Source organism: Ectobacillus sp., assembly GCF_056992975.1.
The window spans coordinates 1-12,335 of the sequence record NZ_JBXKMX010000137.1 but is presented as its reverse complement, the minus strand read 5'-3'; the positions used below and the strand labels follow the sequence as shown (position 1 = coordinate 12,335).

The window sequence follows — 12,335 nt, the reverse complement described above, 5'->3', positions numbered from 1 at the left end:
GCTGGCGAAATTTCTTCAGGTGAACGAGTTGTCGCTCCAACCAATCTAAAATCTGCAGGTAATCCGTTTTTAAAGATATCATGAATATATGTAGGAATGAGAGAATTTTCCTCACTATAATAGGCACTCTCTAGAAATACCTTTCTATCTTCTAGTACCTTTAACATTTTGTTCATTTGTATAGGATGTAGTTCACCTATCTCATCAATAAACAGAACACCCCCGTGTGCATCGGTAACGGCTCCTCTTTTCGGTTGAGGAACCCCTGCCTGCCCCATCGCGCCCGCGCCTTGATAGATAGGATCATGAACGGAGCCAATAAGAGGATCCGCAATACCCCGTTCATCAAAACGAGCAGTGGTAGCGTCAAGCTCAATAAATACACTATTAGGCCGAAACGGAGATTTTGGATTTTTCTTCGCTTCCTCTAGTACAAGACGAGCTGCAGCCGTTTTCCCAACACCTGGAGGCCCGTAAATAATGACGTGTTGCGGATTAGGACCACAAAGTGCCGCCTGCAGCGATTTTATTCCATCTTCTTGACCTATAATATCTTGAAACGATGTCGGTCGAACCCGTTGTGCTAAAGGCTCTGTTAACGAAATAAGTCGCATCTTGCGCAGTTGCTCCATCTCTTTCTTTGATTCTTTATCAATAGAAATTCGTTGCGTACGTTGGTTTTTGAGTAAATGCCAAAAATACGCTCCGACAATTACACCGAACACTAATTGAACGAGTAAAATTACGTTCGTCCAGCTCATTAAAATCCCTCCCAAACGAGTAATACTTGTAGTATCTCCTGGGAAAGAGGGGACTAAACATAAGAAGAAACAGCAATTCTATGAATTGCTGTTTCTTCTGTATACTATATAGTTGTACTTTGAATATGATTTGGTTATGCTGATGTTTTCGTATCGTGATCAAGTACAGTTCCATCTTGCAGAATAAGCTTTGGCGATGCATTATTTGCAACAGTTTCCTTGGAAATGATGCATTTATCAATATCATTTCGTGAAGGAAGCTCAAACATAACATCTAACATAATGGACTCAATAATGGAACGTAATCCACGCGCGCCTGTTTTCCGTTCAATTGCCTTTTGTGCAATTTCAACGAGAGCTTCTTTATCAAATTCAAGCTCAACATTATCTAGTTCAAGAAGCTTTTGATACTGTTTCACGAGCGCATTTTTCGGTTTTGTTAAAATCTCCACGAGTGCATTTTCATCTAACTGTTCTAAGTTAGCAATAACAGGAAGACGACCAATAAATTCTGGAATTAAACCGAATTTTAATAAATCCTCTGGCAATACATGTGATAGAATTTTATCTTCATTCACAATGTCTTTCTTACCATCCGTTCCAAATCCAATTACCTTTTTACCTAAACGACGTTTAATGATTTGATCGATTCCATCAAATGCACCACCGCAAATGAAAAGAATGTTTGTTGTATCAATTTGAATAAATTCTTGGTGAGGATGCTTGCGGCCACCTTGAGGTGGAACGCTAGCAACCGTACCTTCTAAAATTTTCAAAAGTGCTTGCTGAACACCTTCACCCGATACATCACGAGTGATAGAAGGATTTTCAGACTTACGTGCTACTTTATCAATTTCATCAATATAAATGATACCCTTTTCGGCCTTCTCTACATCATAATCAGCCGCCTGAATCAGTTTCAGCAAAATGTTCTCTACATCTTCGCCAACATACCCTGCTTCTGTTAAAGAAGTAGCATCAGCAATAGCAAATGGAACATTTAAAATACGAGCTAACGTTTGAGCAAGTAACGTTTTTCCGCTACCCGTAGGACCCATTAATACAATATTACTTTTTGATAATTCAACATCATCAATTTTGCTGTTCGAGTTAATACGTTTATAGTGGTTGTATACTGCAACTGCTAAAGCTTTCTTCGCTTTGTTTTGTCCAATTACATATTCATCTAAAATGTCGAGGATTTCAGCAGGCTTTGGTACATCCTTGAATTCTACTTCATCGTCTTTTGCAAGCTCCTCTTGTACAATCTCTGTACAAAGTTCAATACATTCGTCACAAATGTAAACACCAGGACCTGCTACAAGTTTACGTACCTGCGTTTGTGTTTTACCACAGAAGGAACACTTTAATTGTCCTTTTTCTTCGTTAAATTTAAACATACCATCACACCCCTTAAAAGTGCTAGAAACAGTACCCACTATATGTAACCTAAACTTTCTACCCTATGTAAATACATATTATGTCACTACACTTGAATAAATACAAATGATATGGTCGCACTTTTTAATTAAAAAATGCATATAATTTTTAAAATACATATATTCTACACAAAATCATAAAGTTCCTTTAAATTTAATAAACATTTCATCTAAAAAATTTAATTTTTTTATAAAACAAGGCACGATCTACCATCGTGCCTTGCATGTATGCTCGCTCATTCAACTACAAATATAACATTGATTTATTAATTGCTAGCAACTAATAAATCTACAGCTTTACGAACTTTTAAATCTTCTTTTACAGCGCTAAGATTTCCAAGTGCTTGCTTCACAGCATCTACAGGCATATTATACATTTCACCCATTTTTGCAATTTCTGCATCCACATCTTCATCTGTTACTTCTACATTTTCAGCTTCGATAACAGCTTCAAGAACAAGATTTGTTTTTACGCGTGTTAATGCTTCGTCTTTCATTTGTTCTTTTAATTTGCCTTCATCTGTACCTGTGAATTGATAGTACATTTCTAAATTCATACCTTGAGCTTCAATACGGTGCTCGAATTCATGAATCATATTGTGTAATTCTGTTTCAAGCATAGCATCTGGAATGTCTACTTCTGCATTTTCAACAGCTTTTTCAACTGCATCGTTACGAAGTTTGTTTTCTGATTCTACTTTTTTCTTTTCTTCTAAATCACTACGAAGTTTTGCTTTCAACTCATCAAGAGTTTCAACTTCTTCGTTAGCATCCTTTGCAAATTCATCATCTAAAGCAGGAAGCTCTTTTGTTTTAATTTCGTGAACCAATACTTTGAAAACAGCTGGTTTACCTGCAAGATCAGCAGCATGATACTCTTCAGGGAACGTAACTTCTACGTCTTTTTCTTCTCCTGCTTTCACTCCTACTAATTGATCTTCAAATCCAGGGATGAAAGAACCAGAACCAATTTCAAGAGAATAATTTTCGCCTTTACCGCCTTCGAATGCTACGCCATCAACAAAACCTTCAAAATCGATAACAGTAGTATCGCCTTTTTCAACTGTTCCTTCTTCTTTCAATACAAGTTCAGCTTGTTTTTCTTGCAATGCTTTTAATTCGTTGTCGATATCTTCATCTGTTACAGTTGCATCTAGTTTTTCTAATTCGAAGCCTTTATATTCTCCAAGCTTCACTTCAGGTTTAACCGTTACCTTTGCAGTAAAGATTAAAGATTTTCCTTTTTCCATTTGTTCAACATCAATTTCAGGTTGAGCAACTGGGAAAATACCCGTTTCATCAATTGCCTTTGAATATGCTTCAGGCAATAAGATATCTAATGCATCTTGGTATAAAGATTCAACACCAAATTGTCTTTCAAATAATACACGAGGCACCTTTCCTTTACGGAATCCTGGTACATTTACACGTGTCACAACTTTTTTAAATGCAGCGTCTAACCCTTTTTTTACTTCTTCTGCTTCTACTTCAATTGTTAGTACGCCTACATTATTTTCTAATTTTTCCCATTTTGTAGCCATTTATTCGTTCCCTCCAACTATAAATAATAAGCTATTAAAACTCGGTATGTATGTCCGAGAATCATACGAAATTTGCAAGGAAATAGTAAATATTACCCGCAAAAATGCATATTTGCGCATTATACAACCATTACATTATATCATACAAATCTGTGCTTTCAATAATTGGAGTATTTTTTTCGTTATACGTTTAAATACTCGTCTTTTTCTATTATTAATAGTTCTTCATATGCACGATGTAATGCAGTAGTGGTAACTCCATATTGCTTGGCAATTTTGTCATCATCTGCATACATGAAAAAACGTTCTTCCCCAATTTTTTGCAATGCTGCAGCCCATAGACTTTCATTCTCAGGTGATGGATTAAGTGGAAACAAAATAGTAATCACTTGATACCAATACTCTTCGACAGCTTGGAACATAGTGGGATTATCCTGTCCCATAATTTGCTCTACTTGTCGTAAAACTTCTTTAGAGAACGGTGAATCTTTCTCAGCAAGAAGTTCTTTAGGTACGACCGTTACAGAGCGACCATATTTAACAACTTCAATTTCCTCAGCTACTTCGTATTCCATCATCATATGTACAATCATTGATTTTATGTAAGGATGCTGATGCTCTTGCTGTAAAAAAGACCTGAGAAAGGAATATGCGTGTATCATTCCACGTTCCCGTAATTCCTGCAATGCACGTAACTGCTTTACAAGATCCTTACCCTCAAACACTTTTGTTAACTCCGATTCATTAGGTATGGGTACCTCTTCTTGCAACATATTCTGTGCAAATGAATAAAGGGCAGAAAATTTTTGCTTTCGTTCTTCTGAAATATCCGGTTCTTCTAAAATCTGATTTAACGCATTAATAACTGCACGATAATCATGTAACTGTACGAGAATGGTAATAAAGATGTCTTCTACATCCGTTTGTAATTCATCGCTAGCATCTAACAACTCATTACAGCGTGCTTTAGCTTCCTTCCAATCATGAAGTTCAATGAGGCAAACAACAGCAGCAAACTCAGAATGCTCATCATGCAAGCCATACATACGAAGCTGATTGAGATATGGCAATGCTTCTTCGAATTGTTTGGCATGTAAAGCGTCAAATCCCCTATCGCGCAAACGGTCAGAAAGGTTTGGAAACAGCACGATTTTCTCTTCATTTTCGTTCATGCTTTCGCCTCTTTTAGTCTTTTATACACTTAAAAGTAACTATAGCAAAAGAACTATATAAACACAACAATTGACATGTATTCCAATCTCAATTTCAATCTTCCCCTTCTGTTAGTTGTATACAAACCATACCTCTATTACGTATGTACACATAAGTTACACTTAAATAAGAATTGTCGAACACTATTTTCCTGAATCCTCCATATAATCATTGTAAATTATACCATTTTTGATAAAATTAGTATCAAATAAATATGAATTCATTTTAAGAAAGAGGGTGTGGAATATAATGAAGGTAATGCGATTCAATGCTGATTTCGGGAATAGTACAAGCAATTTTCTTGTGGACGGGTATTATATCGAGCTTCCTACCAACGTCGTTGAACTTAGTAAGCAAGAGGCAGAACGACACTTTACAGATACCATTACTAATCCAAAAGATTTATTAGGAAGTATGCTTCTCTCTACCACCCTAGGACTTGAAACAAAGTACTTTCTTGTAGGGGAGGCCGCAGAACATGCCATGCAGGCTAATTCCCATGTAAACCGAATGCACGATAAGATGAAAAGCAACATTCCCTATGTCATTTTCTTAAGCGCTATTTCCTATTATCATGCAATGCATAATCAAAACGAAGAAGACTCCACTATCGAGATTGAATCGATGCATATGATGCTACCTATCTGGCTGCTAAAACGAGAAGAAAAATTTAGCACCGCTCAAAACATGATGGAAAAGCGATTTCATACTGAACACTCGGTTATCATCCATACACCTGGTATGAGCAAAGAACTACATATCACCGTTAGCCGAGCGAAATGTAAAATCGAATGCGAAGTTGCTCGCCACTCGATTAAATATAAAATGATGAAACAAGATCATGAAGGAAAGATTATAAAGATTGTAAAACGACGCGAAGCCGAACAATTTAACGCCTATAAAGTGGTGTTGGTCGATATTGGAGGAGGATCTACCGATGCAGTGTTGTTAGGAAAAGGTCTCACTTCTCCAAAAGACCGTGATGCTTTTCAAGTAATCGACATTGTCCCTTTCTTAGGATATTTAGAGGATTTTAGAAAAGAAAAACTACTCGAAAAGTTTAAGGAATTACGAGCACTCGAAAAGTTTATTGTAAACCACTACAAGTCTCAGCAATACAAATTAAACAATGAAAATACAGGTGAAAGCTACGACCTTACGAATTTGTTTCAAGAAACACTTGCTAAATATGCCTCCTCCCTCGAACATGCAGTACTAGAATCATTTATTTCATCAAATGATGAACCGTTAAAGTTCATTTATATTGGCGGGGAATCTCCTATTCTAGAACCTTATATAAAAAACAGCTTATTACAGCATGTGACACAACGCATCGCTGAACATAACCACTTTTTTCTACACGATATTATCGAATACGATGAAAACGAAATATTCGCTCCTACGCCTCGAACGATTAATTTATGTGCATTAGAAATATTAAGTTTAAACGAAATGACAAAAATCACAATATAAGGTGTGATTGCATATGAAAAGAAGAGAGAAAATGGCTTTCTCTACAACTGAAATACCTGAACCGATTTATCGCATACTAGATGAAAAAGCAAAGAGCCGATCCTTAGCACCATTTATCGTAGAGTTGGTCACAAAAAAAGAGGAACAAGACCGAATCATGGACAAACTTACTATGATAGAAGAATTACTTAAAACCGCTCCGGTTCAGATTGTACAGAAAGAAACAGGACGTGCTACTGATATACAAGAATGGTCTTCTGGTAAAATAATATACGCAGAGGAAGTCACAGGTGGAATAGACCAAGAGGATGAAGAGGAAGTTGATTTTTAAAGTCTAATCTATTTGGCACCTATTAAAATGCGACAAAGCGGGTATATCTCAGTACTATGGTGTACCCGCTTTGTCATTTTATTTTAAAGATGTATCAAGATACCCAGGCTAGCTACTTACCCTGAAATAGCACGTGAATCAATCCAGCCTTCAACATGGTTATCGACTTTGAATTGATACCAATGTACCCCTCCCATATCCAGGCTGCGAATAAGCTGAAGTGGCTTGTTTGTATAATTACTTGCGGGACCTACATAACTTGCGCCATGTTCCCCATATGGAGCTGTCCAAACTGCATTTCCATCTGAAGCGACAACAAACGCAGTTCTATTTTCAGATTGTACGTTGGCAACATTTGTATAGATATTATTGGCATCCACCCATCCTATTACATTGCCTCCTATGGAAATTTCATTCCACACTGTTTGACCTTTTTTGGCACTTTTCACTACTTGAACCGTTTGATAGCTATACTGATCGACAAGGTTAACGAATTTGGCACCATACTCTCCGTACGGAATATTCCAAATTGCGTCCCCTTTACCAGAATAGCCCATCAGAGCTGTTTGGTTCTCATCTTGTATATCAGTCAAATCAGTCAATGCCTTTCCTGCATCGATCCACCCTAAAAATTTTCCGTCTTTTTGAATCTGGTACCATAATGTATTTCCCTTTTGAACGCTCATTACTACATGAACCGTTTGATAAATAAAATCATTCGTACTTCCCAGATACGTTGCACCCAGGGTTCCGTAAGGAGTTGACCATATTCCATTGTTATAAGTACTGCCTATCGTCACATCCAAATTTTCAGCTTTTGCTACACCTAATGTATCCAAAGCATTATTATCAATCCAGCCAATTGCTTGTCCATCTATACTGATTCTGTCCCAAAGGGTGTTATGATACGTAGTAGTATTCAAGATTGTACTATTACGATAGGCATACAAGTCTGTTGAACCTAGATACTTCGCCCCGGGAACACCGTACGGCATAGACCAGATGCTATTTATACTGGTTGCCCCCATTACGGCATCACGGTTGCTGTCATTAATACCGGTTACATCACTTAACACTCGCTCATCTATCCATCCAATTACCTGGTTATCTACACTGAATTGATACCATACAACATTGTTAAGACTTATCTTTTGAATTAGCTTAATCACTTTTCCTACATAATTATTTGTTGATCCAACATAACTGGAACCTTGTATACCATAAGGAGCGGACCATACTCCATTACCGGTAGTACTTTTAACCAGCTGATTTGCATCTTGATCATTAACAATAGAAACGTTTTCCAACACCCGATTGTCCACCCAGCCAATTGGCTGACCATTTACATTGACATAACACCAAAGCACGTTCCCTCTTTGTGTCTCAGAAGTAACGTGGACAACTTTGCCAGCATACACAGTAGTATCCCCCACGTAATTAGCTCCCTGATCACCATATGGGCTGGTCCAAATGGCATTCCCCGCCGTGTGGACAAACATCGCATCAAAGCTGACTGTTTGATTACTCGGGGTTGGTGCTGGCTGAACTGTTTCTTGGGCAGGGTATTCTGCCAATCCATATCCGAATAATGTATCCTTTCCGACAATGCCAAGATCCTTTGTATCCTTATCCAACTCTTGACGAAGCTGAGCATTCGTCATAGACGGATATTTTTGTTTTAATAAAGCGAGAACTCCTGCAACGTGCGGTGCTGCCATTGATGTACCACTGCCGATTGCATATCCATTATTTAAATAGGTAGATAGGATATTGGAACCAGGAGCACTTACTTCTAATTCTTGACCTGTCGAAGAAAAAGAGGAGCGACTTAAATCCTGATCAACGGAACCTACTGAAATGGCATTGCTATATTTAGCAGGATACAGCATCGTATCTCCTGTACCTGTTGCATCTCCATTATTTCCAGCTGATGCAACTAGTAAAATCCCTCGATTATAAGCTTCGTCGATCATATTATGCAATAAAGGACTATCTGTATCTACTCCAAAAGATAAATTCACGATATCCATATTATTTTGAATTGCCCAGTCCAACCCTGCAATAATATTCTGCAACGTCCCTGTGCCAGTGCTGTCCATTGCCTTGATAGCATAGAGCTGCGTATCAGGTGCAACCCCTTGTACCGTTCCGTTACCTGTTGCACCAATCGTTCCAGCTACATGTGTGCCATGCCCATTATCATCAGCATATGATGTTGTGTAACTAACTTCTGATACGCCGCCAGCAATAGTCAAATCACTATGAGAAGCAATCCCTGAATCAATAATTCCAACCTTTACACCTTTTCCTGTCAATCCTGCTTGCCATGCTTGGGGGGCTTGTACAGCTTGCATATCCCATTGAGAATTTTGTCCATTTGTCACCGTAGTCATTTGCGCTTTAACGAATGTTCCGGGAACGTCTTGCAATTTAACGGTTACATTTGGTTCGACATCAGCAATATTCGGATTGTTTTTTAAATTTGTAATATCAGTTTGGTCAACCGTTGCGGATACAGCAGAAACGCTTTCAAATTGGTGCTCAATATTCTTGCTATGTTGTAAAACTGTATTTTTCCCTTCTTGATTTTTATAGACAACCAATACTGTTTGTTCCTTGTTTTGCTGTATTTCTTGTGCACTAGTATGAATCAAAGGCACACTTACTTGCACAAGCACAGTAGCGACAGTCATTTGTACTAATATTCTTACAACTTTTTTATTCACGCCTTGTTTTCTCCTCTAGATTTGCAATCTAAAATATTTTAAGATAATACTCGTTTATTTTAATTATAGTAGACTATTAAAATAAATAAAGAAATAATAGAATTCAATACAGTTAAAAAGGATTACTTATTTTATCGGGGAAAGGTAAGATATGTAGTTATAGAGTAGAATTTAGCTAACAAATATATCACTTTTTTTCAGATTATGTTCGACATTGATTTTGTTACCAGGTTTCCTTTTACCATGATTCGTTTTCGACCTAATACAAACGAAAGGCGAACCATCTATAGGTTCGCCTTTTGATTTATATTCTTTCATTTACTACTATACAACAGTAAATGGTGTGTCTACACTGGCACCATTACATGATACAGGAACAGTCCCTAAATATGTACGGCCTCCCACTTGCCAAGACCACTGAAAATCCCCATTTACATCAGCCTAATGCCTATGCTTATTAAGTCCTCCGAAATAGATAGTATTCCTTTTTTTCATAAAACAAAAAGCCTTCTAGCATACGCCTAATTGTAAGTCATTTCGGCTTTTGACCGATGCACTGACATTTCATTTGGCGTCCTAAAAGGCTTATATATAGCGATTCGATATGTAGATAAAAGCGTCCCAGGAGAGATTCGAACTCCCGACCGACGGCTTAGAAGGCCGTTGCTCTATCCAGCTGAGCTACTGGGACATTATGGAGCGGGTGATGGGAATCGAACCCACGCTATCAGCTTGGAAGGCTGGAGTTCTACCATTAAACTACACCCGCATAAATCATTTATTGCAACGTCGTTGTGTCGACGTTTTTTATTATAATCTTGTACCATAACAAAGTCAACATATTTTTTAGTAGGATAGAAACATTTTCTCTATCCTACTAAAAAGAAGGCTTGATGTTCTTCATCTTTCATTTGAACGATTTATTCTTACTCGTTTAAAGACAATTCTCGTTTTATTACTACGTTTCCTTCTAAATCTAGAAATTGAACCGTGGCTACGTTCGTTTCAATTTCTAGTAAAACATAGGTTTTTTCTTTACGCATACGAGGGAGTGCAATGCTTCCAGGATTAATAAGCAGCGTTCCCGAAACGACTTCTGCACCCATAATGTGAGAATGGCCAAAGCAAGCCACTTGTGCCTGGCATTCTCTAGCTTTATAGAGCACGTTTTGTAGCGTCATTTTCACATTGTAACGATGACCATGCGTAATAAAAAAGCGAATTCCGTCTACTTCCGTAACAATATCACTAGGATATGACGTTTCATAATCGCAATTGCCTCTTACAATCTCAAAACCGTCCGTTTCTTGTATGGACAACTCAGAATCTCCGCAATGAATCATTACATCAACTTCCTGTTCATACTGCTGTTTCAAATTCTTAAGTTCGCTTGTTAAACCGTGGCTATCGCTTACAATCAACGCTTTCATATTTCTTCACCCTTTGCCTCTTGTTGTCTTAAAACCACTCAGGAATTTTTTTCTCTAATTTATGAAGCGCTCTTGCTCTATGACTCCGTTTATTTTTTTCTTCACGAGACAGCTCAGCCATTGATTTTTTCAGTTCTTCTACATAGAAGATTGGATCGTACCCAAAGCCATTGTCGCCGCGTGGCTGTTCCAAAATGGTTCCCTCAATTGTTCCGTTTACAAGAATCGGTTCTTTCTCATCAGGGAAGACAACTGCTAGCGCACAATAAAAACGTGCAGTACGTTTTTCTTCCGGAACTCCATTTAATTCTTCCAGTACTTTTTGGATGTTTGCATCATCATCTTTTTCTTCTCCGGCATAACGAGCAGATCGTACACCCGGATTTCCAAACAATGCATCCACCATAAGACCTGAATCATCTGCAATTACAACTTGTCCAAGTTGCTTACATAGGCTATCAGCCTTAATAATTGCATTTGCTTCAAATGTTTCCCCTGTTTCTTCAGGTTCTTCAATATGAGGAAAGTCATGCAAGGATTTAACCTCTAATTCATATTTCGCAAAGAGCTGTTCAAAATCCTTTACCTTGCCCATATTCTTTGTAGCAATTACTACTTGTTTCATAGCGCTCCAGCCCTTCATTGAATAGTTATCGTTTCTCCAATGCTTTCTAACGCTTGTTTTTGGATTTCAATAAGTGAGTTGATTCCTTTTTCTGCTAAAGCTAGCAATTGAGATAGTTCCTCTTTGCTAAACGTAGCTTCCTCACCCGTACCTTGTACTTCTACAAATTTTCCTTGCCCTGTCATAATGACATTCATATCTACATTGGCATTGGAATCTTCTGCATAGTTTAAATCTAACACCGCTCCTAGCTCGTCCAATATTCCAACCGAGGTTGCCGCTAAATAATCGGTTACCGGAATTTTAGATAGCCTTCCATCGTTCACGAGCTTTTGAAATGCTAGTACCATCGCGACAAAGGCACCTGTAATGGAGGCCGTTCTTGTTCCGCCATCCGCTTGAATTACATCACAGTCAATCCAAATCGTTTTCTCACCAAGTGCTTCTAAATCAACCACAGCCCGGAGTGCACGACCGATTAATCGTTGAATTTCCATTGTGCGTCCTGTTACTTTCCCCTTGCTTGACTCACGAATGGTGCGCTGCTGGGTTGCACGTGGAATCATTGAATATTCGGCTGTTATCCAGCCTTTCCCTTCCCCTCTCATAAATGGGGGTACGCGGTCTTCTACACTGGCATTACAAATTACTTTCGTATCTCCTGTTTCAATTAAAACAGAGCCTTCTGGATGTTTTAAATAGTTTGTATGAATATGTATACGTCGTAGTTCATCCTTTTGACGTCCATCTACTCTCATGATTCATTCCTCCTTGCAACTTTAGTATAGCCTAAAATG

At 38.0% G+C, this 12,335-nt stretch carries 10 protein-coding genes and 2 tRNA genes; 2 read left to right on the top strand and 10 right to left on the bottom strand.

What is annotated here, in order from left to right:
• The 4 genes from AC11ZT_RS06775 to AC11ZT_RS06760 form a co-directional block, all read right to left on the bottom strand.
• On the bottom strand, window positions 1–761 hold a 761-nt coding region (locus AC11ZT_RS06775; RefSeq protein ID WP_484058867.1), incomplete at its 3' end, for an ATP-binding protein.
• 134 nt (window positions 762–895) lie between these two features.
• Window positions 896–2,161, bottom strand: coding sequence for an ATP-dependent protease ATP-binding subunit ClpX (gene clpX / locus AC11ZT_RS06770; protein ID WP_484058866.1), 1,266 nt, complete (start codon window positions 2,159–2,161; stop codon window positions 896–898).
• 305 nt (window positions 2,162–2,466) lie between these two features.
• Window positions 2,467–3,741, bottom strand: coding sequence for a trigger factor (tig, locus tag AC11ZT_RS06765; protein WP_484058865.1), 1,275 nt, complete (start codon window positions 3,739–3,741; stop codon window positions 2,467–2,469).
• Between the two features lie 182 nt (window positions 3,742–3,923).
• On the bottom strand, window positions 3,924–4,913 hold the full coding sequence (locus AC11ZT_RS06760) for a hypothetical protein (RefSeq protein ID WP_484058864.1): 990 nt from the start codon (window positions 4,911–4,913) through the stop codon (window positions 3,924–3,926).
• A gap of 289 nt (window positions 4,914–5,202) precedes the next feature.
• Here AC11ZT_RS06760 and AC11ZT_RS06755 point away from each other — a divergent pair, with 289 nt between their 5' ends.
• The gene (locus AC11ZT_RS06755) at window positions 5,203–6,426 is read left to right on the top strand and encodes an Alp7A family actin-like protein (protein WP_484058863.1); all 1,224 of its coding nucleotides are present in this window, start codon (window positions 5,203–5,205) and stop codon (window positions 6,424–6,426) included.
• Window positions 6,427–6,439: 13 nt separating this feature from the next.
• The gene (locus AC11ZT_RS06750) at window positions 6,440–6,757 is read left to right on the top strand and encodes a hypothetical protein (RefSeq protein WP_484058862.1); all 318 of its coding nucleotides are present in this window, start codon (window positions 6,440–6,442) and stop codon (window positions 6,755–6,757) included.
• A 116-nt stretch (window positions 6,758–6,873) separates the two neighbouring features.
• On the opposite strand, the gene AC11ZT_RS06745 is transcribed toward AC11ZT_RS06750, so the two are convergent.
• The 6 genes from AC11ZT_RS06745 to rph form a co-directional block, all read right to left on the bottom strand.
• On the bottom strand, window positions 6,874–9,483 hold the full coding sequence (locus AC11ZT_RS06745; RefSeq protein WP_484058861.1) for a GW domain-containing glycosaminoglycan-binding protein: 2,610 nt from the start codon (window positions 9,481–9,483) through the stop codon (window positions 6,874–6,876).
• A gap of 617 nt (window positions 9,484–10,100) precedes the next feature.
• Window positions 10,101–10,174: transfer RNA gene (locus tag AC11ZT_RS06740), tRNA-Arg, on the bottom strand.
• A gap of 4 nt (window positions 10,175–10,178) precedes the next feature.
• Window positions 10,179–10,252: transfer RNA gene (locus AC11ZT_RS06735), tRNA-Gly, on the bottom strand.
• 157 nt (window positions 10,253–10,409) lie between these two features.
• Window positions 10,410–10,913, bottom strand: coding sequence for a metallophosphoesterase (locus AC11ZT_RS06730; protein ID WP_484058860.1), 504 nt, complete (start codon window positions 10,911–10,913; stop codon window positions 10,410–10,412).
• A gap of 28 nt (window positions 10,914–10,941) precedes the next feature.
• On the bottom strand, window positions 10,942–11,538 hold the full coding sequence (locus tag AC11ZT_RS06725; RefSeq protein WP_484058859.1) for an XTP/dITP diphosphatase: 597 nt from the start codon (window positions 11,536–11,538) through the stop codon (window positions 10,942–10,944).
• A gap of 14 nt (window positions 11,539–11,552) precedes the next feature.
• Entirely contained in the window at window positions 11,553–12,296 is a 744-nt protein-coding gene (gene rph / locus AC11ZT_RS06720) for a ribonuclease PH (RefSeq protein WP_484058858.1), read from the bottom strand.
• Between the last annotated feature and the right edge of the window lie 39 nt (window positions 12,297–12,335).

Coding starts and splice junctions, on each gene's coding strand:
- AC11ZT_RS06730 (WP_484058860.1), bottom strand. CDS start 10,913: ATGAAAGCGTTGATTGTAAGCGATAGCCACGGTTTAACAAGCGAACTT.
- AC11ZT_RS06755 (WP_484058863.1), top strand. CDS start 5,203: ATGAAGGTAATGCGATTCAATGCTGATTTCGGGAATAGTACAAGCAAT.
- tig (WP_484058865.1), bottom strand. CDS start 3,741: ATGGCTACAAAATGGGAAAAATTAGAAAATAATGTAGGCGTACTAACA.
- AC11ZT_RS06725 (WP_484058859.1), bottom strand. CDS start 11,538: ATGAAACAAGTAGTAATTGCTACAAAGAATATGGGCAAGGTAAAGGAT.
- AC11ZT_RS06750 (WP_484058862.1), top strand. CDS start 6,440: ATGAAAAGAAGAGAGAAAATGGCTTTCTCTACAACTGAAATACCTGAA.
- rph (WP_484058858.1), bottom strand. CDS start 12,296: ATGAGAGTAGATGGACGTCAAAAGGATGAACTACGACGTATACATATT.
- AC11ZT_RS06760 (WP_484058864.1), bottom strand. CDS start 4,913: ATGAACGAAAATGAAGAGAAAATCGTGCTGTTTCCAAACCTTTCTGAC.
- clpX (WP_484058866.1), bottom strand. CDS start 2,161: ATGTTTAAATTTAACGAAGAAAAAGGACAATTAAAGTGTTCCTTCTGT.